Here is a 20,702-nt window from a genome sequence, read left to right as displayed (position 1 = left end):
TGTCACTCCCGGGTCCCCAGCGCCTCGACCGGGGCGGTACGCATGGCCGTACGGGCCGGGAGTGCGGTGGCCAGCAGGGCCAGCAGCGCGGCCCCGGCGACGATGCCCGCGTAGCCGAGCGGCGGGACGTACGAACGGGCCGATCCGGTCATCCCAATGCTGAACGCCGTGAGCGTGGCCAGGGCGATCGCCGAGCCGAGGACCGTGGCGACGAGCACCACGGCGCCGGTCTCCCAGCGCAGCGTCCGCAGCACCTGTCGGCGGGTGGCCCCGGCCAGCCGCAGCAGGGCGAACTCGCGGGAGCGGCCGGCGACGGCCATGGCCAGCGTGTTCACCATGGAGATGGCGGCGAACGCGATGATCAGGGCCAGCGCGAGGTAGTTGACCGCGCTGCTGCTCGTCCTGTCGGTGGCCTCCGCCTGGTCCTGGACGGCCAGGCCGGGGAAGCCGGACAGGGCTCCGGCGAGCGCGGTACGGGGAACGTCCGGCGCGGCCACCAGTACGGTGCCCATCGGTACGTCCACATGGGCGGCCACGAGCGAGTGCGGGAGCGTGAGGTCGCCGAACCCGAGGCCACGGCGGTAGACGGCCACGACCCGCTGGGTGACCGGCGTGCCGTCGGCCATGGCGAACGGCACCTTGTCGCCCACCTCCATGCCGAGACCTTCCCGTACGGCCATGGTTCCGTCGCCGAGCCGGTCGAGGGATCCGGCGAGCACGTCCAGGTCCATGGTCTGTGCGAGGCCCGCGGGCGTCACGCCCTGGACGCTGTACGGGCTGTTGACCGAGCGCACGCGGGTGTGCAGGACCTCGGTGACGGACTGGACGCCGGGAACGCGGCGTACGGCATCGGCGGCCGGAGCGGGAGCCATCGGGCCCACGACGTAGTCGGCCACGGTTCCGGCGCGGGCCTGCGCGCTGGCGGCCCCGGCCAGCGTGGTCATCGCGAACAGCAGGGTCGAGGCGAGCGCGATCATGAGGGTGAGCGGGGCGAGCACGGCGGCCAGGCGCGGGGCGTTGGCGCGCAGGTTCGCGGCGGCGAGGCCGTGCGTGCCGCCCGCCTTGCGCAGCGGCAGGCAGAGCAGCCCGATCGTTCCCCGGGCCAGGACGGGCCCGAGCAGCGCCGCCGCGGTCGTCCAGGCCAGCGTCGTGAGGGGGGTCAGCGGGCCGGAGCCGGCCTCGGTGTTGATCGTCGTGAGCAGCCAGGTCAGCACGGATGCACCGGCCAGCGCGATCGTCCCGGCCAGCAGCCGGATCCAGGAGACGCGCGGCGGGCTCATCGCGGCCTCGCCCAGCGCCTCGACCGGGCGCAGCCGGGCGATCCGGCGGGCGGAGATCCGCGCCGCCGCCCAGGCGGCCGGCACCGTCACGGCGACCGCGACGAGGGGCGGGAACGGGCCGGTGACCAGCGGCAGGTTGGCCGGGATGGCGCCTCCTTCGGCGAACGCCGAGTGCAGCCACCCGCCGAGGAGCATCCCGGCGAGCGCGCCCGGGACGGCCGCCGCCACGCCGAGCAGCAGGGCCTCTCCGCCGATCAGCTTGCGGAGCTGCTTGGGGGTCGCCGCGACGGCGCGCAGCAGGGCGAGTTCCCGCTGGCGCTGCTGGGCGACCAGCCCGAACGTACCGACCACGGCCAGCAGCGCGACGATCAGCGAGGTCCCGCCGAGCGCGGCGCCCATGCTGATCAGCTTGACCCGCGCGCCGCCGGAGCCGGTGAACTCCACCCGGCCACGGCCGTCACCGGTCCGTACGGTCGCCTGGCCGCGCACCGCGTCCCGGACGGCGGGCGCGGCGCTCGCGGGCCAGACGCCGATCGCCGACAGGCGGCCCGAGCGGGCGGCGAGGCGGCGGGCCTCGGCGGTCGAGAAGAAGACCGCGCTCTGGTGGTCGAGGCGCTGCCTGGTCACCCCGACGACGCGGTAAGTACCGGGACCGGACGGAGTCAGCACGGTGATCCGCGCCCCGACGGCGTGGCGTGCGGAACCGTCCACCACGATCTCTCCGGCGGCGGCGGGCGCGCGGCCCGAACGGAGCGTGAACGGTGTCAGCGCCGCCGACTCCCAGCCGTGCCCCCAGGACTCGGACGTCGGCCCGCCGGGCAGCACCGCGGCGAAGCTCGTCTCGGTGACCACGGACCGGACACCCGGGACGGTACGGACCCGTTCGGCCAGCGTCGCGGGGAGCAGCGCGCGCGCCGTGTTGGCCTTCGACTTGCGCTTGCCCTCTTCCTTGACGAAGTGCGAGTCGGGATCCCCGGCCACGACGACCGGCGCGCCCGCGTACCGTTCGGGCTCCACCGAGCCGCGCAGGCCGGTGTCCATCAGCATGCCGCAGGCCGTGATCAGCGCGGCGGCGCAGAAGAGGGCGATGAACGCCCCGGCGAAGGCGGGCTTGCGGAACCGCAGCGTGCTCCATGCGTAAGAAATCATCAGGCGTACGCCCCCAGGGTCGTCATGCGCTCGGCGACGGTGCCCGCGTCCGGGGCGGTCAGGGAGTCGGCGATCCGGCCGTCGGCCAGGAACAGGACGGTGTCGGCGTACGAGGCGGCCACCGGGTCGTGCGTGACCATCACCACGGTCTGGCCGAGGTCGTCCACGGTCTCGCGCAGCAGCCGCAGGACGTCGCGCGCGGTCATGGTGTCCAAGGCCCCGGTCGGCTCGTCGGCGAAGACGACCTCGGGGCCGGTGACCAGCGCCCGCGCGATCGCGACGCGCTGCTGCTGGCCGCCCGACAGCTGCGCGGGCCGGTGCGCGGCCCGGTCCGCCAGCCCGACCCGGGCGAGCACCTCCGCCAGCCGGGCGCGGTCGGCGCGGGTACGGGCCAGCCGGAACGGCAGCGTCACGTTCTGCTCGACGGTCAGCGACGGCACCAGGTTGAACGCCTGGAAGACGAAGCCGACCCGCTGGCGCCGCAGCTCGGTCAGCTTGTCCTCCTTCAGGCCGGCCAGCTCGGTACCGGCCAGCCGGACCGATCCCGAGGTGGGCCGGTCCAGGCCCGCCGCGCAGTGCAGGAACGTGCTCTTCCCCGAACCGGACGGCCCCATCACGGCGGTGAAGCCGCCCTTCGGCAGGCCGATCGACACCTCCCTCAGGGCCGCGACCGCGCTCGACCCCTTGCCATAGACCTTGCTCACCGCGTTCAGCGTCACGGCTTCCGTCCCGGCTTCTGTCATGCCTCCACTCTGCTGACCTGGGGGTTCGATCAGTAGAGAGGTCGTCATCGACCACCCATGAGATCGTCATGGGTACGCTCATGACGTGATCCGGGTACTCCTCGCCGAAGACCAGCACGTCGTGCGCAGCGCGCTCGTCGCGCTGCTCGATCTGGAGCCCGATCTGGAGGTCGTCGCCGATGTGGGCACCGGCACCGAGATCGTCCCGGCCGCCATGGTCGCCCTTCCCGATGTGGCCGTCCTGGACATCGACCTGCCCGGCACCGACGGGCTGACGGCGGCCGCCGTCCTGAGCGAGAAGCTCCCGGCGTGCCGCGCGCTGATGCTCACCGGCGACGGGCGGCCCGGCCTGCTGCGCCGCGCGCTGGCCGCCAAGGTGAACGGGTTCATGCTCAAGACCGCGTCGCCGGACGATCTGGCCGCCGCGATCCGCAAGGTCGCCGCCGGGGAGCGGGTGCTGGACCCCGCGCTCGCGGTCACCGCCTGGGACCTGTCCGACGATCCGCTGACCCCGCGCGAGAAGAACGTGCTGCGGCTGACCGCCGACGGCGCCGAGCCCGACGAGATCGCCGGGCGGCTGCACCTATCGCCGGGGACGGTCCGCAACCACCTCACGACGGTCGTCGCCAAGCTGAACGCCCGGGGCCGCATCGACGCCGTCCGCATCGCCCGCGAGTCCGGCTGGATCTAGGGGGCGTTCCGCGGGCTCCAGTTCGGCGACGACGCGGAACCGTCCGCCGCGCAGAGGACGGGCGTCGAGCCGGCCGCCCAGCGCGGACAGCCGGGTGCCGAGGTTCCCGATGCCCGAGCCCGGCGGTGCGGTCGCGGCCGGAGCGCCGTCGTTCTCCACGACGAGCCGTCCCGCGCCGACCTCGATCTCGACGCGGCGAGCGGTGCTGTGCCGCAGGACGTTGGTGACGGCCTCGCGCAGCACGACGCTCAGGACGGCCTCCGCCCCGGCGGCCGGTGCCGACTCCCAGTCGACCCGTACCTCGACACCTGCGGCGGCGAGCACGGAACGTACCGACTCCAGCTCCGGCTCGAACTCCAGCCGGGGAGCCGCACCGGCCACGGTCTCCATGTCCGCCCGCGCCCGTACGGCCATCGCCGCCACATCGGCCAGCTCGGCGCGGGCACGGCCGGGATCCGTGGGCAGCAGCCTGCGGGCCAGCTCGCCCTTGAGCATGATCGCCGCCAGGCCGTGCCCCAGCAGGTCGTGCAGGTCGCGGGCGGCGCGGAGCCGTTCCTGGACGATGGCGCCCCGGGCGATGCCCGCGGCGGCGTCCCGGAGTTCGTCGGCGAGCCGGGCGAGCCGGACCAGCCCGTACGTGACCAGGCCGGTCACCAGGACGCTGACGACCGAGTTCACCACGACGGGCGTGGGCTGGCCCAGTGCCCAGGCGATGATGCCCAGGCTCGCCATGACGGCCGCCACGAGCGGCGCGGCGACGGCGGCCGGCAGCAGGACGAGGAGAGAGCCCGCCAGGAATCCCGCCGTGCCGCCCCACGCCTCGCCGTACCAGAGCAGCGGTACGTAGGTCAGCGCCACCTGTGCCGCGAGCGGCCAGGCCCAGTGCGTGACCTGGGGCCGGGTCCAGCGCAGCTGGATCGCGCAGATCGCCACCAGGGCGGGCACGGCCGCGACCTGCTCCCACAGGCTCATCTGGAGCAGGGCCTTGGCGCAGAATCCGGCGAGCACGACCGCGAGCAGGATCACCGACAGCCGGTGCTCCCCGCTGGGGGGTACGGCGGGAGGCGCGGTGGCCTTCACCGTCGCGCTGACGGTGAAGCGGCCGTCGGGGTCCAGCCCGGCGGTCAGCCGCCCGCCGGCCGCGCGCACCCGCTCGGCGAGCGGTGCCATCGCCTCGGCGCCCTGCGCGGCCGTCGCGACACCGTCGCTGGTCACGCGCAGCGTCAGCAGGCCATCGCGTTCGGCGGTCTCGATGAGGCAGGTACGCGCCGTACCCTGCCGGACAACGTCGGTGACCGCCTGCCGCAGCACGGCGGCGATCAATGCGCCCGCCTGGCCGAGCGGCTCGCTGTGCCCGATCCGTACCGTCACGTCCACGTCGGCCGCCGCCAGCAGCCCGCGCGCGGTGGCCACCTCAGGAGCGAGCGACAGGCTGCGCAGGTCGGCGGCGGAAGTCCGCGCGGTGGTCAGCAGGCCGCGGGCGGCGGCGAGCATCCCGTCGAGTTCGCCGGGACGGTCCGCGGCCCCGGCGATGGCGTCCAGCCCGCGCCCGATGCCCTCGTCCAGCTCGGCGGCCATCCGGAGCCGCTCCTCCTCGACGGCCGTCACCGCCAGCGTGAGCCGGGCGGCGAAGACCGCCTCGATCCGGTCGGTCAGCCTGCACAGGCCGTACGCCACCAGGGCGGTCAGGATCGCCGTGATGGTGAGGTCGAGATGGCCCGGCGGCGCGTCGGCCCTGAACCCCGCGATCACGACCACGGAGCCGATCACCAGCACGGCCGTCCGCCAGGCCGAGCTCAGCAGCAGGGCACCGGCCAGCAACCCGAGCATTCCGGTGGTGACGCCGAACGGCACCACGACGAGATAGGTCAGGACCGCCTGGACCACCATGACGCCCCGGGTCTGGAACCGCCGGAGGCCGGGGAACACGTACCGGAACTGCAGGAGAAGGATCGCGGCCGACAGCGGGACGACGGCGGCCACGGTGCGCGGCGGCCCGTCGGCCGACGCCAGGACGTACACGGCGACCAGGCTGGCCAGCACCGCCACGGCGATCGTCCGCGCGGTCCGCGGGTGCAGGCCGGACCGTTGCGCACTCATGCCGCGCACTCGGCCTCCGATCGGGACGAACACCAGAAGGCCAGCCTAAGCGATCACGATGGCGCGGACGGCCGCCCGGACCGGCGCGGGATCCGGGCATACGATGCGGGGTGATGTCACCGAGACGAGCCGCGGTGCTGCGCGACGGCGGGGACCGCAGCCTGCGCGACCACCTGATCGCCACCGCCGAACGCATGATCTCCGAGCAGGGCACGGCGGGCCTGACCGTACGGGGGATCGCACGGGAGGCCGGGGTCGCCGACGGCGTGCTCTACAACCACTTCACCGACAAGGAAGAGCTGCTGGCGCACGCGCTGCGCGCGCATGTGCGGACGGTCGAGCAGGGCCTGAGCGCGCTGCCGCGGCCGGGCGCCGGCACCGTGGCGGGCAACCTGCGGGACTACATCGCGTACGGCCTGGAGATGCACCGGGTGATCCTGCCCGCGATGGCGGGACTCCTCGGGCGGCCGGAGGTCCTCGCCCGGTTCGCGACGGCGAACGAGCCCGGCGAGGACTACCGCGACCGGCTGCTCGGCTACCTGCGCGCGGAACGGGAGCTGGGCCGGCTCGCACCGGGGGCCCGGGTGGAGTCCGCCACCGCCATGATCGTCGGCGTGTGCCACGAGACCGTCCTGACGCTGCTGTTCGGCGGCGCCCCACCCGAGCCGAACGTGGACGACCTGGTCGCAACACTCCTGGACGGTCTCAGCCCCTGACCCCTCGCCCACCTCCGTTGACTCGTGGCGTGTTCGCCATGCTTGCCCCCTGTAAGGGCGAACACGCCACGAGTCAACCTTGGGGTGGGTCAGGTCATGGCTTCGCGGACTTCTGTGAGGGTGCGGTCGGCGACCTGGTTGGCGCGGGCGTTGCCTTTGTCCAGGACGTGGCGCAGCTCGGCTCGGTCCAGTTCGGCGCGCCGGGCGCGGATCGGGCGCAGGAACTCGTTCACCGACTCGATGGTCACCTTCTTCAGTGCGGCGGCGCCGCCGCTGCCGATGTCGGCGGCCACCTCGTTCGGGTCTCGGTCCTGGCAGAGGGCGGCGATCCGTACCAGGTTGGACACCTCGGGACGGGTCTCGGGCTCGTAGGTGATGTGCCGGTCGTCATCGGTCTTGGCGCGCCTGATCAGCCGGGCCGTCTCGTCCGGGGTCGCGGACAGGGCGATGGCGTTCCCCCGGCTCTTGCTCATCTTCCGGCCGTCGGTACCGAGCAGGAGGGGCGCGTCGGAGAGCAGGGCGTCCGGTACGGGGAAGACGGGCCCGTAGCGTTCGTTGAAGCGGCGCGCGATCAGCCGGGTGATCTCCTGGTGCGGCAGCTGGTCCTTGCCGACGGGGACCAGGTCGGCCTTGCAGAACAGGATGTCGGCGGCCTGGTGAACGGGATAGGTGAACATCAGCCCGCTGACGGTGGCCTGGCCGGAGGCGCTGATCTCGTCCTTGACCGTGGGGTTGCGGCGCAGCTCGCCGACCGAGACCAGGGACAGGAACGGCAGCATCAGCTGGTTGAGCGCGGGGACGGCGGAGTGCCGGAAGATCGTGGCGGCGGCCGGGTCGATGCCGACGGACAGGTAGTCGGCGACGAGCCCCTCGACATGCTCGGCGAGGCGGTCGGCGACGTCCCGGTCGGTGAGGACCTGGTAGTCCGCGACCAGGACGAACAGGTCGGCGCCCTCGCGTTGCAGGCGGACGCGGTTGGCCAGCGTGCCGAAGTAGTGGCCGAGGTGGAGCGGGCCGGTCGGGCGGTCGCCGGTGAGAATGGTGCTGGGCATGGTTCCTCCTGAGGACTGATTCCGGAGGGCGCCCGTCCAGGCGGATCGCCACGCGTACACGCGAAAGGGCCGCCCGGAGGGACGGCCCTGATCGTGCCTGGGTTGAGTGACCGTCCTAGGACGGCCACCAGCCGAGGTACGCGTGTCGCTGCATGCCCCCAGGCTACCCCGCCCGGGACGGCTCGGCCGGATGGGCCCGGATGACTTGCCCGGATGGCTCGGGCGGATAGGAAGGCCGGTAGATAATCTCTTTCCGGACGAAGTTGTACGCTGGGTCGTATGGCCACCACAGCGCCGGCCCGTACCGTGCCGGACCTCTCGTTCCTGCTGAACCACACCAGCCATGTGCTGCAGACCCGGATGAGCGCGGCACTCGCCGAGATCGGGCTGACGCCGCGGATGCACTGCGTTCTCTCGCACGCGCTCGAAGAGGAGCGCACGCAGATCCAGCTGGCCGAGATGGGCGACATGGACAAGACCACGATGGTGGTGACCGTGGACGCGCTGGAGGAGGCCGGGTACGCCGAGCGCCGCCCGTCCAGCCGCGACCGCCGGGCCCGGATCATCGCGGTGACCGGGGCGGGCGCGGAGCTCGCCGTACGCAGCCGCGAGATCGTGGACCGGGTGCACGCGGAGGTGCTGGAGGCCCTGGCGGGCGACGAGCGCGAGGTCTTCGTCCGGGCGCTGGACCGGCTGGCCGCCGGGCATCTCGCCGAGCCCGCCGAGAGCCCCAAGCCGGTACGGAGAGCGCGCCAGCGCAGCAGCTGAGCGGATCAGTCCGCGATAGATAGTCTGTTACGGAACTATCTGCTACGGTTCCTCCTGTCACCTCGATCGACAGGAGCACGCCGATGTCCGCCTCTCCCCCACGTCCCGAACGCTCCCGCTGGATCGCGCTCGGCGTGCTCGCCACCTCGCTCATGATGATCATCCTGGACGGCAGCATCGTCACCGTGGCGATGCCGGCCATCCAGGATGATCTCGGCTTCTCCCCGGCCGGGCTCAGCTGGGTCGTCAACGCCTACCTGATCGCGTTCGGCAGCCTGCTGCTGCTCGCCGGGCGGCTGGGCGACCTGCTCGGCCGCAAGCGGATGTTCGTGGCCGGTACGGCCGTGTTCACGCTGGCCTCGCTGCTGGCCGGGGCCGCCACCACCCCCGCGATGCTGATCGCCGCCCGCTTCCTGCAGGGCGCGGGCAGCGCGATGGCATCGGCGGTCAGCCTCGGGATCCTGGTCACGCTGTTCACCGAGCCCCGCGAGCGCGCCAAGGCGATCGCGGTGTTCAGCTTCACCGGCGCCGCCGGGGCCTCGATCGGTCAGGTCGCCGGCGGCGTGCTGACCGACCTGCTCAACTGGCACTGGATCTTCCTGATCAACCTGCCGATCGGGCTGGCCGTACTGGCGCTCGCGCTGCCCGTGCTCGCCTCCGACCGGGGCCTCGGGCTCTCCGCCGGAGCCGACATCGCCGGGGCCGTCCTGGTCACGGCGGGCCTGATGCTCGGCATCTACACGGTCGTCAAGGTCGAGGAGCACGGCTGGATCGCGCCGCACACGCTCGGTTTCGGTGCCCTCGCCGCCGTACTGCTGGCCGCGTTCATCGCCCGCCAGGCCACCGCCCGTACCCCGCTGATGCCGCTGCGGATCTTCCGCTCCCGCGCCGTCTCGGGCGCCAACCTGGTCCAGATCCTGACGGTCGCGGGGATGTTCTCGTTCCAGATCCTCGTGGCCCTCTACATGCAGAAGGTCCTCGGGTACGGCGCGGCCAAGACCGGCCTGGCGATGCTCCCGGCGGCGGCCGTCATCGGAGTGGTGTCGCTGGGCGTCTCCGCGCGGCTGAACGCGCGGTTCGGCGAACGCAACGTCCTGCTGGCCGGGCTCGTCCTGCTGATCGCCATGCTGGGCCTGCTCTCCCGCGTCCCGGTGAACGCGAACTACGCCGTCGACCTGCTCCCGGTGATGCTGCTGGGCGGCGGCTTCGGCCTTCTGCTGCCCGCGCTGACCACGCTCGGGATGTCGGGCGCCGGGAACGACGACGCCGGGCTCGCGTCCGGGGTCTTCAACACCACCCAGCAGGTCGGGATGGCGATCGGTGTCGCGGTGCTGTCCACACTGGCCGCGTCCCGTACCGAGAACCTGCTGAACGAGGGCCGTACCGAAGCGGTGGCGCTGACCGAGGGCTTCCACCTGGCCTTCACCATCGGCACCGGGCTGCTCGTCGCGGCCCTGGCCATCGCCCTCATCGTGCTCCGCCGCCCGGCCCCGCCCGCGAGCGGCGAGGCACCCGCCGAAAAGATCGTTACTCCGGCCTCGGCCTGATCACCTGACACCCCGACCAACAAAAACGAAAAGAGAGAACTCCCATGACGAACGACCAGCCCGGCCCCGAGGTCCTCACCGAGGCGGAGGCGTCCAGGTTCCTGGGCGAGCACCTCTTCGCGGCGCTCACGACCGTCAAGCGCAGCGGCCACCCGCACCTGTCGCAGGTGATCTACAAGTGGGACCCGGCCGAACGGATCGCCCGCGTCTCGTCCACCACGGACCGGCTCAAGGTGCGGCAGCTGCGCAACGACCCGCACATCGCGCTCTATGTCGCCTCGCGCGACCACACCACCTACGCGGTCGTCGAGGGAACGGCGGAGATCATCGAGACCACCGAGCCCGGGGACGCGGCCGGGCGCGAACTGCTGGCCACGGGCCTCGGGCTGCCCGAGGCCACCGATGAGGAGGCGTTCCGCAAGCAGGTGGAGGAAGGCCGGGTGATGATCAGGATCCGGGCGGAACGGCTGTACGGGATGGCCCTGGACCTGCCTCCGGCGATGAAGGAGCTGTAGCGTCCCCCCGGCCTGGCGCCGCGGCACCGGCCGGCACCGGACGCGGTGCGAAGCCGCGCGCCAGCAGGATGATGACGACGACCAGCGCGGCAGGGACGGCGAAGACCAGACGGAGCCCGTCCGTCCCGCCGGTCGGCGCGAGGATCCCGGCGATCGCGGCACCCAGCACGAAGCCGACGTAGTTGAAGACGTTGAGCCGCGCCACCGCGACGCCGAGCCCGGTTGGGTCGACCTGGCCGGCGGCGGAGAAGGCCACCGGAGCGACCACGCTGAGGCCCAGTCCCGCCACGGCGAACGCGGCGATCGCGGCGGCGGCGTTGGGCGAGGCCACCACGCCGATCATGCCGATCAGCCCCACGATGCCGCCGAGCCGGACGACCTGGACGCCGCCGTACCTGCGGACGCCGAAGTCGGCCGACGCGCGGGCCACGACCATGGTGACCTGGTACGCCACGTACGCCAGCGGGGCCAGGGAGTCGCCGGCGTCCAGCTCGTCGGAGAGGTACTTGGCGCTGTAGCTGGAGATGACGGAGTCGGCGAGGTAGAAGACCCCCATGGCGATGCCCACGACCAGCACCGGCCGCCAGGGCACCCGCCGGGCGGCGGCCTTGAGCTCCTCGGCACTGGGCGCCGTGACCTCCTCGGCCTTGCGGTAGAGCCCGCGCCCGGAGACGAGCGACAGCGCGACGCCCAGCACGGCGGGGAGCACGAAGCCGACGAACAGCGATAGGTCCAGCCGGTTGGCCAGGGCCACCCACAGGCCCCCGAGGATCCCGGCGACGCTCCACACCGCGTAGAAACCGGTGAGCAGGCTCTTGCCGTAGCGGCGCTCGGCCGTCACGGCCTGCGCGTTCATCCCCGCGTCCACGGCGCCGACGCACACGCCGAACAGCGCGACCGCCACGTACAGCGGGATCAGCGCCCCGCCGGTCAGGCCGACGAGCACCATCGCCAGACAGACGCCCGGCTGCGCGATCCGCAGCACCGGGCCGCTGCCGAACCGGGCGAACAGGCTCCCCGCCACCACGCTGCCCACACCCGCGATCACCGGGACGAGCAGCAGCACCAGCGCGAGCGCCCCGTCGCTGAGGTGGTGGGCGTCCTGGATCTGAGGCACGCGCGTCACCAGGGAGGCGAAGCAGAGTCCCTGGATCGCGAACGCGGCGTAGACCGAAAGCCGTGCCCGGCGGTCCCGTTCCGGTGTCATGGGTGTCCTCCCGGGGGCCGATGTGCACGGCACTCTAGCGGCAAAACGCAAGAAAACTTCATGTTCGGGCGTACGGTTCCTACCCCGGGAACGCAGAACGCCCGGGCCCTCCGAGGGAGCCCAGGCGTGTTCGTCCGAACGGTGAAGATCTAGTGCGGCAGCGCGTACAGCAGCAGCGGTACCCCGGCGATGATCGGGACCGCGACCATGGCGGCGAACCGGGTGGAACGGCTGACCGGCTCCGGCTCCAGCAGCCGGTTGACCCGGGCCATCACCGGCATGTGGCCGGTATGGGCGACGCCCAGGGTGCCGGACGGGGCGGCCGCGGGGCGCGCGGCGGCGAACCGCAGCAGCGCCGTGGCCAGCTCGCGCGGCGAGCGGTGCCGGCGGGCACGGTCGTCGGCGGCCATCTCGATCAGCAGCTCGACCGCGTCCAGGCATCGCCCGACCAGCCGGATCTGCGGGAACACCTGGCGCAGCGACGCGAACGGCAGCAGCACCAGATCGTGCCGCTCGCGGGCGTGCGCGCGCTCGTGCGCCAGCACCGCGGCCAGCTCGGCCGGGTCGAGCAGTTCGAGCGTTCCAGCGCTGACCACGACCTTGGACGAGCGGACCCCGGGCACGCAGTACGCGGCGGCCCCGGGATGGTCGAGAACGAGCGTGCCGCGCGGTACGGCCGAGTCGCTGCGCGAGACCAGCGCCAGCAGCGCCCGGTGCCGGCTGCGGGCCCGGACCACGCGGACGACCGCGTACCCGAGCATGGTCAGCAGCACCGCCGCCAGGCTGATCGCGGCCAGCAGCGCGGCGACGTGCGCCGTACCGAGCCGGCCCGCCTGGTCGCCGAACATGCCGGGCATCCCGCCGAAGATCCCCTTGCCGTACGGCAGCAGGGCCAGGCCCAGCAGGGCCCCGATGGTGGCGATGCCCCAGCTCAGCCCGAGCGCCTGCCACAGCGCGATGCCGATCCGCGGCGCGCGCCACGTCCAGCGCGCCTTCGACAGGAAGTGTGCCCCGGCGATGGTCCCGATCGAGAGCAGCGCGAGCAGGGCGGTACCGGTCATGCGGGTCGCTCCTTGGCGGACGCGGACGTCAGGTCGCTCTGCTTCTGAGGGGACGACCTCCCAGGCCCCCCGTCGGCTACGCCGAGGTCGAGGAGCGCCCGACGGATGAGCGCGGCCTCGTCGTCGGAGACCGACTGGACGAAGTGCACCAGGGCGGCGCCCCGGTCACCGGTCTCGTCCAGCGCGCCCAGCATCAGCTCGGTGACGTACCGCTCCCGGCTGGCGACCGGGCGGTAGCGCCAGGCCCGGCCGTCGCGCTCGCGCTGGAGGAAGTTCTTCTTGGCGAGCCGATCGAGGACGGTCATCACGGTGGTGTGCGCGAGGTCGCGGTCATTGGCCAAGGCTCGACTGACGTCGCGCGCTGTGGCGCCACCGTCCCCCCTCGCCCAGATGACCTCCATGACCGTGCGTTCAAGCTCTCCCAGACCCTTCACAGTGTCGAGGATATGCGATTGAGATCGAGGTCACCACGTGGGGTAGTACTACCGACTTAAGTACTACAAGCTGTAGTACTACATTCTGTCGTATGAGCACCCTCGCGCTCCTCGCCGATCCTCTCCTGGCCGAGCCTCTCGCCGACGCGGCCCGCGGCGCCGCGTCCCCGGCCGACTTCATGGCCGCGCGCCAGCAGATGGCGTTCACCCTCGGGTTCCACATCATCCTGGCCTCGATCGGCATCGGGCTCCCGGCGATCACGCTGCTCGCCGAGTGGCGCTCGCTGCGGACCGGCGACGCCGTGTACGCCGAGCTGGCCCGGCGCTGGATGAAGGCCGCCGGCGTGCTGTTCGCCGTCGGCGCGGTGTCGGGCACCGTGCTGTCGTTCGAGATGGGCACGCTGTGGCCCGGCTTCATGGACAAGTACGGCCAGGTCTTCGGCGCCGCGTTCGCCCTGGAGGGGATCGCCTTCTTCATCGAGGCGATCTTCATGGGCGTCTACCTGTACGGCTGGGACCGGCTGTCGCCCCGCGCGCATTTCATCACCGGCATCCCGGTCGTGATCGCGGGCCTGCTGTCGGCCTCGTTCGTCGTCACCGTCAACTCCTGGATGAACCAGCCGCGCGGCTTCAAGCTGGTCAACGGAGAAGTAACCGACGTGAACCCGCTGGCCGCGATGTTCAATCCGGCCACGCCCGTCCAGGCCGTCCACCTGATCCTGGCCTCGCTGATGGTCTGCGGGTTCGCCGTCGCGTCCGTCTACGCGGTGGCGCTGCTGCGCGACCGCAAGGCCGGACGGGTCGACCGCTACAACCGGCTCGGTTTCGCGATCCCGTTCTCGCTCGGCGCCGTCTGCGCGCCGCTGCAGGTCCTGGTCGGCGACTGGGCCGTCCGGTTCGTGCACGACAACCAGCCGATCAAGTTCGCGGCCATGGAGGGCATCGAGCACACCGAGGCGGGCGTCCCGTTCCGGTTCGCGATCTTCGAGATCCCGAACGCGCTGTCGGTGATGACGAAGTACGACGCGCACGCGACGCTGCGGGGGCTCGACTCGTTCCCGGCCGATGTGCGGCCGCCGGCCGAGGTGGTCAAGTTCTCGTTCGAGATCATGATCGCGATCGGAATGGCCCTGCTCGCCCTGGCGGCCTGGTGGGCCCTGACCTGGTGGCTGCGCCGGCGCCGTACCGAAGACCGCCGCGACCTCCCGTTCAAGCCCTGGTTCCTGCGCCTGGCCGCGCTGTCCGGCATCGCCGCCGCGGTCGCGATGGAGGCCGGGTGGACCACCACGGAGGTCGGCCGGCAGCCGTGGATCGTGTACGGCGTCATGCGTACCGAAGAGGCCGTCAACCCCAACCCCGGGCTGCGCTTCGGCCTCTACATCGTCCTGGTCGTGTACGCGGTGCTCGCCGTCGCGACCATCAGCGTCCTGCGCCGCATGCGCCGCCGTCCCGAAGAGACCACCGTCCCCTCGCCCGAGTCCACCATCGACGCTGGGAGCCCCCGATGACCTACGGCGACGTCGCCCTCGGACTGATCCTGCTCGGCCTGTCCGCCTACCTGCTGTTCGGCGGCGCCGACTTCGGTGCGGGCCTGTGGCACCTGATCTCCAGGAAGCGGTCCGAGAAGGAGGTCATCGAGCACGCCATGGGGCCGCTCTGGGAGGCCAACCATGTCTGGCTGATCTTCGTGATGGTGATGACCTGGACGGCGTTCCCGCCGGTCTTCGCCGACATCATGAGCGTCCACTGGGTGCCGCTGTCCCTCGGCGCGCTGGGCATCGTGGCGCGGGGCAGCACGTTCGTGTTCAGCAAGGCCGTCCCCGACAAGGGCTGGTACGCCTGGACGTTCGGGATCTCGTCCGTCCTCACCCCGTACTGCCTGGGCGCCGTCGCCACGACGATCGCCACCGGCGAGACGTCCTGGCTGAGCCTGGCCGGGGTGTACGGCGGCGTCCTCACCACCGTGCTCTGCGCGTACCTCGCCGCCGTCTACCTGATCTGGGACGCCCTCCGCATGGGCGAGCGCGGCACGTCCCTGCGCTTCCGCGGCTACGCCCTGCTCTCCGGAACCGCCGCGGGCCTCCTGGCGCTCCCCGGCGCGGCCACCCTCGGCGTCCAGTCCCCGCTGATCCTTCTGTCGGCGGCGGCCGGGCTACTCTCCCTCGCCCTGCTCGTACGCCGGTCCTACCTGGCCGTACGGGCCACCGCCGCACTGGCCGTCGGCGCCGTGCTGTGGGGCGCCGCCGGGATGTCCGGCCTCGACCTGGAGTCCTCGGTCGCGCACGACGCCGTCCTGGAGATGGTCTTCATCTCGCTCGGCATCGGAGCCCTCATCCTGATCCCGTCGATGACCTGGCTCTTCATCCTCTTCCAGCGCGGTGCCCCCGCCGGCAAGGTGTAGGCGGGAATCAGGGCTTCATGTACGGGTCGGTGATCTCGCGGAGCCGGGTGAGGGTGTCGTGCAGCTGCTCCATGCGGCGGCGGCCGAGGTGGGCGGCCCATTCGGCCTCGACCTCGGCCACCGCCGCGTCGCCGATGGGTTTCAGGGCACGGGCGCGTTCGGTCAGCCGCACCAGCCGGGCCCTGGCGTCGCTGGGGTCGGGGGTGCGCTCGACGTATCCGGCGCGTTCGAGCTGGTCGACGAGATAGCCGGCGGTCTGCTTGGTCACCTGGGCGGCCTCGGCGAGCTCGCTGACCCGGGAGCCGCCGTCGTCGATCCGCTGCAGAAGCCTGCCCTGGGCCAGGGTGATGTCGTCGTGCCCCGCCGCGGCCAGCGCGGCGAACACCCGCTGCTCCACGGCCCGGTACGGGATGAACAGCAGGAGCCCGACATTGAGGTTCTCGGCCACGCGACTCCCTTGACGTTAGTCAGAGCCTCTGTCTATTTTGGACAGAGAGGCTGACTGAATCGATCCCATCGTACTGACCCATCCTGGGGGCGGCATGGACGAGACGGCGATGTGGCGGGTCCTCGACGACGAGCGGGCCGGCCTGGCCGATCTGCTCGCCTCGCTGACCCCGCAGCAGTGGGCCCATCCGTCACTGTGCGCGGGCTGGACCGTCCGCGAGGTGGCCGCGCACCTGAGCCTCGGATCGCGCATCGGGCTCGGCACCTTCCTCATCGAGATCGTCCGCGCCCGGGGCGGTTTCGACCGCCTCGTCGACGGAACCGCCCGGCGCGAGGCCGCCCGCCCGCGCGATGAACTGGTCGCGGCCCTGCGCGCGGCGTCCGGCTCCCGGCACCTGGCCCCAGGGCAGCGGCTCGCGGACGCCATGATGGACGTCCTCGTCCACGGCCAGGACATCGCACTGCCCCTGGGCATCGACCGTCCCATGCCATTGGAGGCGGCCCGCGCCTCCGCCGAGCACATCTGGCGCAGGGGCTTCCCCTTCCACCCCGACCGGCGGTTGCGCGGCTTCCGGCTGACCGCCACCGACGTGTCCTGGTCGGCCGGAGAGGGCACCGAGATCCAGGCTCCCATCGCCACCCTGCTGCTCGTACTGACCGGCCGGTACGCCATGCTGCCCGACCTCACCGGCCCGGGCGCCGCCGCCCTCGCAGTCCGCGCCGCGGGTCGAACGGGTCGGTGACATTACCTCCGGCGTAATCGACCCGTCACAGCAGGAGGCGGGAGGGTCGGCGCCATGGAGCGTGCATTGGACGCGGCAGCGGGCGGCCGTGTGGCCTGGGGAGCGCTGGCCCTCGCGGCGCCCGGCCTCAACGTGAAACTGGCAGGCATGGGCGACCGGGACACCCCCGAGCTCAGATACATGATCCGGGTCTTCGGCAGCCGGGCCTTGGCGCTGGGGCTGGGCTACCTCCTGAGCGAGCCGGCGGCACGGCGGCGCTGGCGGAGGCTCTGCCTGGTCGTGGACGTCTGCGACACCGCGGCCGGGGCCGTCCACCTGATCCGCAGGGACGTCCCACGCGGATCAGCGGCGGGACTGGTGGCCATCACCGGCGGCTACGCGGCCCTGGGTGCCCTCGCCCTACACGCGGAAGCCCGCGAAGAGTAGAGGGCATGAGTGGACGTCGCCCTGACGCTGCGCCGCTTACGCTGAGGCCATGCCGGACGACGGGAGTCGGCCCGCCCGGGTCGAGGACGTACATGAGCTTGCGCTGGCCATGCCCCATGTCGCCAATGACTACGGGACCGACGGCAGGCCGATCTACCAGGTGGGCGGGAAGTCGTTCGTCTTCTTCCGCAACCCGCGCCCGGATGCCGTCGATCCCGAAACCGGAGAGCGCTACCAGGATGTGATCGTCTTCTGGGTCGCGTCCGAAGCGGACAAGCAGGCGCTGGTCCAGGACGAGACGACACCGTTCTTCACCACCGCGCATTTCAACGGCCATCTGTCCGTGCTGCTGCGGGAGTGCCGTATCGGTGAGCTCAGCCGCGACGAGGTGGCGGAGATCGTTCAGGACGCGTGGCTGTCGCGCGCGTCGGCCCGCCGAGCCTCGACCTGGCTGAAGAGCTCTCCTCCTTGACCGCTTGGAGCGTGTAGCTCGCGGCCAGCCGCTCGGGGCGGTCGGCCAGCCGCCATTCGCCGGCCTCGTCCACGATCATGTGGCCGGGTAGTGCCTGCCACGGGACGCTGTCGTGCTCGGTCAGGCCGGTCAGTCGCATTCCGGCGGCGAGCAGCCCGGAGATGATCTCGCCGAGCCCGTGGTTCCATTCGTGCGTGAGCCCGAGGGTGAACACGGCCTCGGTCCGTACGTACGTCCCGGGCTCGGCGGTCTCAGTCCAGAGCACTCATCCTGGCGCCCAACCGCGCCAGGGACACCGTGTCCTCGGAATCGGCATGCGCCGGGGCGCGCTCGTCCCAGTTGGCCCTGTTGATCACTACGTAGTCGCCCACACCGAGCACCCTGCCAGGAGCGGCACGCGGTACGGAATACCGGTCAGGGGACCGGGGTTTCCGCTGGCATGAACGACGCCATCAAGGTCGACATCTGGTCCGACATCGCGTGTCCCTGGTGCTTCATCGGCAAGCGGAAGTTCGAGGAGGGCCTGCGCAGGTACGCCGCTGGAACCGGGCCTGAGGTCGAGGTCGAGTACCACTCCTTCGAGCTGGCTCCGGACACGCCGGTCGACTTCGAGGGTGATGAAGTGGACTTCTTGTCCGGGCACAAGGGAATGCCGGTCGCGCAGGTACGAGAGATGCTCGCGCGGGTCACCCAGATCGCGGCCGACGCCGGGTTGGCGTACGACTTCGACGCCGTTCGGCACACCAAGACGCTCAAGGCGCACCAGGTGCTGCATCTCGCGAAGAAGCGCGGGTTGCAGCTCGAGATGGCGGAGCGCCTCTTCCAGGCCTACTTCGAGCAGGGCCGGCACGTGGGGCACGACGAGGACTTGGCGGATCTCGCGGCTGACGTGGGCCTGGACCGCGAAGAGGTGCTCGAAGCGCTACGCGCCGGGACGTACGACGCCGACGTCGAAGCGGACATGGCCCAGGCCCAGGCGTACGGGATCAGCGGGGTGCCTTTCTACGTCATCGACGCCCACTACGGCATTTCCGGCGCCCAGGACCCGGCCGCCTTCGAGCAGGCGCTCCGCCAGGCGGCCGAGGATCGAGCTACCGCACCCCGTTGACTCGTGGCGTGTTCGCCTTTTTGCGGCAGGGGAAGGGCGACCACGCCACGAGTCAACGGGCAGGGCGAGGCGGTCAGGGGCGGGTCACAGGGGCAGGGCGGGTCACAGGGGCAGGGTTCGTAGGTCCACCGACTCGGCCATGGCGCGGGCGCCGGCGTCGTTGAAATGCATGCCGTCACCGCTGTCGAACTCGGGCCGGATGAAGTCGGGGTTCGCGGGGTCGCCGACAGCGCGCGCCACGTCGAAGACCGCGTCGAAGGCGTCACCGGTACGGATCCACTCGTTCACCCGCCGCCGCGCGGCCAGCCCTTCGGGCGTGCTGATCCCCGGGTAGATGACACCCGCGAACGGGCCGATGGTGGCGCCCAGGACGGCCAGGCCGGCCTCATGCGCGCGCCGGGACAGCTCGGTGAAGCCGTCGATCAGTTCTTCCGCCGTCGCGGGCGGGCGGCCCACCATGCCGGGCAGCCCGAGATCGTTGATACCGAAGTGGACCAGAACGTGCGTCGCGCCGGGCACTCCCAGCACGTCCCGGTCGAAACGCGCCAGCGCGTGCTCGCCGATCTCGTCGATCAGAAGCCGGTTGCCCCCGATTCCCTGGTTCACCACCCAGCCCTGGTCCAGCCGCTCGTTGAGGGCGTCCACCGAACGGTGGTCGGCGTCGACGGTCGTCCCGAAGCCCTCGAACCATGAGTCCCCGAAGGCGACGGCGATCGCGGTGCCCTCCGGGGCGAGCACGTCCACCCCGGTCACGTAGAACCTCGCCTGCACGCGTTCGGCTTGGGGCAGTCCCGGGGCGGAGGTCAGGTCCCCGTCCGCCACGAAGGCCGTCTGCATCGGCTGGTGGGAGTACGTCGCCAAGCCCGTCTCACCCGGCAGGTAGAGGCTCAGCGCCAGCTCGACGCCCGCCTTCACGGGCATCTCCACCGGATCGCTCACCACGTCGCCGCCCGCCGGGACGGTCACCTGCGCCGCCCCCGAGAACCGCAGGCCGGTGTCGCTCCCGGGCACGATCTCGTCCTCCGACTCGCGCACCGCGACCCGTGCGGAGCCGATCTCGAGCGGGTCCCGTCCGTACCGGTTGCTCAGCCGGACCCGCAGGCGCTCGCCACCGCCCGCCATCCGCAGCACCTGGCGCACCGTCTGGCCGTTGAAGCCGCGCGGCGCAGCGAGCTTGATCTCCTCGTACGGGCTGATCACCGCGGTCCGGAACCCGGCCACCCATGTCGTTCCCGGCAGATCGCGCATGACGCCTCCATTACTTGCTGTGCGGAATATTGCTGACGCAAGCATGAGCGGAATCATTCCTCGTGTCAACTATCCCCGGATCAATCATCACGGGTAGTGTCGTAGCGTGACCGACCTCTTCAATGACCCGCGCCTCACGTACTCGGGACTGCTCCTCGAGGCCAGCGGCGGGCTGGTGGACCGGATGCAGCCCGTCCTGAAGGAGCACGGCCTGTCGGGTCTGGACCTGAACGCCCTGATGCGGCTGAGCCGCTCGCCCGGCCAACGGCTGCGGATGACCGACCTGGCCGCCCAGATCCGGCTGTCCACCAGCGGCGTCACCCGCCTCATGGACCGGCTGGCCCGTTCCGGACTGGCCGAACGCGAGGCCTGCGCCGAGGACCGCCGCACCACTTATGCGGTGCTCACGCCCGCCGGTGCCGAACGCCTTGAGCAGGTCCTGCCCAGCTACCTGGACTTCATCGAACGATGGTTCACCGGGGTGCTGACTTCCGACCAGCTCGCATCACTCGCCGACGGCCTCCGCATCGTCCGCGACACCGTCCATCCCGAGGCCGCCGCACTCACTCCCGACGAGACCTCGGGCAGCTGAAC

At 71.8% G+C, this 20,702-nt stretch carries 22 protein-coding genes; 12 read left to right on the top strand and 10 right to left on the bottom strand.

Features of this window, described 5'->3' with window-relative positions; translation table 11 throughout:
- Positions 1 to 2: 2 nt before the first annotated feature.
- Positions 3 to 2,429, bottom strand: a complete 2,427-nt coding sequence (locus tag ACH34Q_RS35970; protein ID WP_395987628.1) for an FtsX-like permease family protein — start codon at positions 2,427 to 2,429, stop codon at positions 3 to 5.
- Positions 2,429 to 3,172, bottom strand: coding sequence for an ABC transporter ATP-binding protein (locus ACH34Q_RS35965; RefSeq protein WP_395987627.1), 744 nt, complete (start codon positions 3,170 to 3,172; stop codon positions 2,429 to 2,431). Before ACH34Q_RS35965 ends, ACH34Q_RS35970 begins: the two co-directional genes overlap by 1 nt.
- Before the next feature lie 85 nt (positions 3,173 to 3,257).
- Between ACH34Q_RS35965 and ACH34Q_RS35960 the strand changes: the two genes are divergently transcribed.
- Positions 3,258 to 3,863 (top strand): DNA-binding response regulator, encoded by a 606-nt coding sequence (locus tag ACH34Q_RS35960; RefSeq protein ID WP_395987626.1) that lies wholly within the window; start codon positions 3,258 to 3,260, stop codon positions 3,861 to 3,863.
- Here the strand turns inward: ACH34Q_RS35960 and ACH34Q_RS35955 are convergent.
- Positions 3,756 to 5,963 carry a sensor histidine kinase gene (locus ACH34Q_RS35955; protein WP_395987625.1) on the bottom strand — a complete coding sequence of 736 codons (2,208 nt, stop codon included), beginning with the start codon at positions 5,961 to 5,963 and terminating at the stop codon, positions 3,756 to 3,758. The genes ACH34Q_RS35960 and ACH34Q_RS35955 overlap by 108 nt on opposite strands.
- Before the next feature lie 113 nt (positions 5,964 to 6,076).
- Between ACH34Q_RS35955 and ACH34Q_RS35950 the strand changes: the two genes are divergently transcribed.
- Positions 6,077 to 6,679, top strand: a complete 603-nt coding sequence (locus tag ACH34Q_RS35950; RefSeq protein WP_395987624.1) for a TetR/AcrR family transcriptional regulator — start codon at positions 6,077 to 6,079, stop codon at positions 6,677 to 6,679.
- An 89-nt stretch (positions 6,680 to 6,768) separates the two neighbouring features.
- Here the strand turns inward: ACH34Q_RS35950 and trpS are convergent, their stop codons facing one another.
- Positions 6,769 to 7,731, bottom strand: a complete 963-nt coding sequence (gene trpS / locus ACH34Q_RS35945; RefSeq protein ID WP_395987623.1) for a tryptophan--tRNA ligase — start codon at positions 7,729 to 7,731, stop codon at positions 6,769 to 6,771.
- 279 nt (positions 7,732 to 8,010) lie between these two features.
- Here trpS and ACH34Q_RS35940 point away from each other — a divergent pair, with 279 nt between their 5' ends.
- The 3 genes from ACH34Q_RS35940 to ACH34Q_RS35930 all read left to right on the top strand — a co-directional run bounded on the left by ACH34Q_RS35940 (position 8,011) and on the right by ACH34Q_RS35930 (position 10,561).
- Positions 8,011 to 8,499: a MarR family winged helix-turn-helix transcriptional regulator gene (locus ACH34Q_RS35940; protein ID WP_395987622.1), complete on the top strand. Its 489-nt coding sequence runs from the start codon at positions 8,011 to 8,013 to the stop codon at positions 8,497 to 8,499.
- Between the two features lie 83 nt (positions 8,500 to 8,582).
- Positions 8,583 to 10,046 (top strand): MFS transporter, encoded by a 1,464-nt coding sequence (locus tag ACH34Q_RS35935; RefSeq protein WP_395987621.1) that lies wholly within the window; start codon positions 8,583 to 8,585, stop codon positions 10,044 to 10,046.
- Between the two features lie 44 nt (positions 10,047 to 10,090).
- Entirely contained in the window at positions 10,091 to 10,561 is a 471-nt protein-coding gene (locus ACH34Q_RS35930) for a pyridoxamine 5'-phosphate oxidase family protein (RefSeq protein WP_395987620.1), read from the top strand.
- On the opposite strand, the gene ACH34Q_RS35925 is transcribed toward ACH34Q_RS35930, so the two are convergent.
- From ACH34Q_RS35925 to ACH34Q_RS35915, 3 genes are all read right to left on the bottom strand, one after another.
- Complete coding sequence (locus tag ACH34Q_RS35925) at positions 10,494 to 11,768, bottom strand: MFS transporter (RefSeq protein WP_395987619.1); 1,275 nt, start codon at positions 11,766 to 11,768, stop codon at positions 10,494 to 10,496. The two genes, ACH34Q_RS35930 and ACH34Q_RS35925, sit on opposite strands and share 68 nt — an antisense overlap.
- Positions 11,769 to 11,917: 149 nt before the next feature.
- Complete coding sequence (locus ACH34Q_RS35920; protein ID WP_395987618.1) at positions 11,918 to 12,829, bottom strand: M56 family metallopeptidase; 912 nt, start codon at positions 12,827 to 12,829, stop codon at positions 11,918 to 11,920.
- Complete coding sequence (locus tag ACH34Q_RS35915) at positions 12,826 to 13,263, bottom strand: BlaI/MecI/CopY family transcriptional regulator (RefSeq protein ID WP_395987617.1); 438 nt, start codon at positions 13,261 to 13,263, stop codon at positions 12,826 to 12,828. The genes ACH34Q_RS35920 and ACH34Q_RS35915 overlap by 4 nt, the downstream gene beginning before the upstream one ends.
- Positions 13,264 to 13,355: 92 nt before the next feature.
- Here ACH34Q_RS35915 and ACH34Q_RS35910 point away from each other — a divergent pair, with 92 nt between their 5' ends.
- Both ACH34Q_RS35910 and ACH34Q_RS35905 read left to right on the top strand, forming a co-directional pair.
- Positions 13,356 to 14,771, top strand: coding sequence for a cytochrome ubiquinol oxidase subunit I (locus ACH34Q_RS35910; RefSeq protein ID WP_395987616.1), 1,416 nt, complete (start codon positions 13,356 to 13,358; stop codon positions 14,769 to 14,771).
- Positions 14,768 to 15,664, top strand: coding sequence for a cytochrome d ubiquinol oxidase subunit II (locus tag ACH34Q_RS35905; RefSeq protein WP_395987615.1), 897 nt, complete (start codon positions 14,768 to 14,770; stop codon positions 15,662 to 15,664). Before ACH34Q_RS35910 ends, ACH34Q_RS35905 begins: the two co-directional genes overlap by 4 nt.
- 7 nt (positions 15,665 to 15,671) lie before the next feature.
- On the opposite strand, the gene ACH34Q_RS35900 is transcribed toward ACH34Q_RS35905, so the two are convergent.
- Positions 15,672 to 16,112 (bottom strand): MarR family winged helix-turn-helix transcriptional regulator, encoded by a 441-nt coding sequence (locus ACH34Q_RS35900; RefSeq protein WP_395987614.1) that lies wholly within the window; start codon positions 16,110 to 16,112, stop codon positions 15,672 to 15,674.
- Between the two features lie 94 nt (positions 16,113 to 16,206).
- On the opposite strand from ACH34Q_RS35900, the gene ACH34Q_RS35895 reads away from it, so the two are divergent.
- The 3 genes from ACH34Q_RS35895 to ACH34Q_RS35885 are packed head-to-tail and all read left to right on the top strand — an operon-like array spanning position 16,207 to position 17,752.
- Positions 16,207 to 16,854, top strand: coding sequence for a maleylpyruvate isomerase family mycothiol-dependent enzyme (locus ACH34Q_RS35895; protein ID WP_395987613.1), 648 nt, complete (start codon positions 16,207 to 16,209; stop codon positions 16,852 to 16,854).
- Between the two features lie 54 nt (positions 16,855 to 16,908).
- Positions 16,909 to 17,280: a hypothetical protein gene (locus ACH34Q_RS35890; protein ID WP_395987612.1), complete on the top strand. Its 372-nt coding sequence runs from the start codon at positions 16,909 to 16,911 to the stop codon at positions 17,278 to 17,280.
- Between the two features lie 49 nt (positions 17,281 to 17,329).
- Positions 17,330 to 17,752: an MmcQ/YjbR family DNA-binding protein gene (locus ACH34Q_RS35885; protein ID WP_395987611.1), complete on the top strand. Its 423-nt coding sequence runs from the start codon at positions 17,330 to 17,332 to the stop codon at positions 17,750 to 17,752.
- Here the strand turns inward: ACH34Q_RS35885 and ACH34Q_RS35880 are convergent.
- Positions 17,655 to 18,017: a hypothetical protein gene (locus tag ACH34Q_RS35880; protein WP_395987610.1), complete on the bottom strand. Its 363-nt coding sequence runs from the start codon at positions 18,015 to 18,017 to the stop codon at positions 17,655 to 17,657. The genes ACH34Q_RS35885 and ACH34Q_RS35880 overlap by 98 nt on opposite strands.
- A gap of 174 nt (positions 18,018 to 18,191) precedes the next feature.
- On the opposite strand from ACH34Q_RS35880, the gene ACH34Q_RS35875 reads away from it, so the two are divergent.
- On the top strand, positions 18,192 to 18,860 hold the full coding sequence (locus ACH34Q_RS35875) for a DsbA family protein (protein WP_395987609.1): 669 nt from the start codon (positions 18,192 to 18,194) through the stop codon (positions 18,858 to 18,860).
- 102 nt (positions 18,861 to 18,962) lie between these two features.
- Here ACH34Q_RS35875 and ACH34Q_RS35870 read toward each other — a convergent pair whose 3' ends face one another.
- On the bottom strand, positions 18,963 to 20,108 hold the full coding sequence (locus tag ACH34Q_RS35870; protein ID WP_395987608.1) for an SGNH/GDSL hydrolase family protein: 1,146 nt from the start codon (positions 20,106 to 20,108) through the stop codon (positions 18,963 to 18,965).
- A gap of 106 nt (positions 20,109 to 20,214) precedes the next feature.
- Between ACH34Q_RS35870 and ACH34Q_RS35865 the strand changes: the two genes are divergently transcribed.
- Positions 20,215 to 20,700 carry a MarR family winged helix-turn-helix transcriptional regulator gene (locus tag ACH34Q_RS35865; RefSeq protein WP_395987607.1) on the top strand — a complete coding sequence of 162 codons (486 nt, stop codon included), beginning with the start codon at positions 20,215 to 20,217 and terminating at the stop codon, positions 20,698 to 20,700.
- The last annotated feature ends 2 nt before the right edge of the window (positions 20,701 to 20,702 follow it).

Source organism: Actinomadura sp. 9N407, from assembly GCF_044326315.1.
Taxonomy (GTDB): Bacteria; Actinomycetota; Actinomycetes; order Streptosporangiales; family Streptosporangiaceae; genus Spirillospora.
This window is presented reverse-complemented; position numbering and strand designations above follow the sequence as displayed.

What these genes read in the sequence shown, in the direction of transcription:
- ACH34Q_RS35920 (WP_395987618.1), bottom strand. Translation starts at nt 12,829, where the DNA reads ATGACCGGTACCGCCCTGCTCGCGCTGCTCTCGATCGGGACCATCGCC.
- ACH34Q_RS35940 (WP_395987622.1), top strand. Translation starts at nt 8,011, where the DNA reads ATGGCCACCACAGCGCCGGCCCGTACCGTGCCGGACCTCTCGTTCCTG.
- ACH34Q_RS35965 (WP_395987627.1), bottom strand. Translation starts at nt 3,172, where the DNA reads ATGACAGAAGCCGGGACGGAAGCCGTGACGCTGAACGCGGTGAGCAAG.
- trpS (WP_395987623.1), bottom strand. Translation starts at nt 7,731, where the DNA reads ATGCCCAGCACCATTCTCACCGGCGACCGCCCGACCGGCCCGCTCCAC.
- ACH34Q_RS35955 (WP_395987625.1), bottom strand. Translation starts at nt 5,963, where the DNA reads ATGAGTGCGCAACGGTCCGGCCTGCACCCGCGGACCGCGCGGACGATC.
- ACH34Q_RS35970 (WP_395987628.1), bottom strand. Translation starts at nt 2,429, where the DNA reads ATGATTTCTTACGCATGGAGCACGCTGCGGTTCCGCAAGCCCGCCTTC.
- ACH34Q_RS35905 (WP_395987615.1), top strand. Translation starts at nt 14,768, where the DNA reads ATGACCTACGGCGACGTCGCCCTCGGACTGATCCTGCTCGGCCTGTCC.
- ACH34Q_RS35875 (WP_395987609.1), top strand. Translation starts at nt 18,192, where the DNA reads ATGAACGACGCCATCAAGGTCGACATCTGGTCCGACATCGCGTGTCCC.
- ACH34Q_RS35895 (WP_395987613.1), top strand. Translation starts at nt 16,207, where the DNA reads ATGGACGAGACGGCGATGTGGCGGGTCCTCGACGACGAGCGGGCCGGC.
- ACH34Q_RS35910 (WP_395987616.1), top strand. Translation starts at nt 13,356, where the DNA reads ATGAGCACCCTCGCGCTCCTCGCCGATCCTCTCCTGGCCGAGCCTCTC.
- ACH34Q_RS35890 (WP_395987612.1), top strand. Translation starts at nt 16,909, where the DNA reads ATGGAGCGTGCATTGGACGCGGCAGCGGGCGGCCGTGTGGCCTGGGGA.
- ACH34Q_RS35870 (WP_395987608.1), bottom strand. Translation starts at nt 20,108, where the DNA reads ATGCGCGATCTGCCGGGAACGACATGGGTGGCCGGGTTCCGGACCGCG.
- ACH34Q_RS35925 (WP_395987619.1), bottom strand. Translation starts at nt 11,768, where the DNA reads ATGACACCGGAACGGGACCGCCGGGCACGGCTTTCGGTCTACGCCGCG.
- ACH34Q_RS35935 (WP_395987621.1), top strand. Translation starts at nt 8,583, where the DNA reads ATGTCCGCCTCTCCCCCACGTCCCGAACGCTCCCGCTGGATCGCGCTC.
- ACH34Q_RS35930 (WP_395987620.1), top strand. Translation starts at nt 10,091, where the DNA reads ATGACGAACGACCAGCCCGGCCCCGAGGTCCTCACCGAGGCGGAGGCG.
- ACH34Q_RS35950 (WP_395987624.1), top strand. Translation starts at nt 6,077, where the DNA reads ATGTCACCGAGACGAGCCGCGGTGCTGCGCGACGGCGGGGACCGCAGC.
- ACH34Q_RS35885 (WP_395987611.1), top strand. Translation starts at nt 17,330, where the DNA reads ATGCCGGACGACGGGAGTCGGCCCGCCCGGGTCGAGGACGTACATGAG.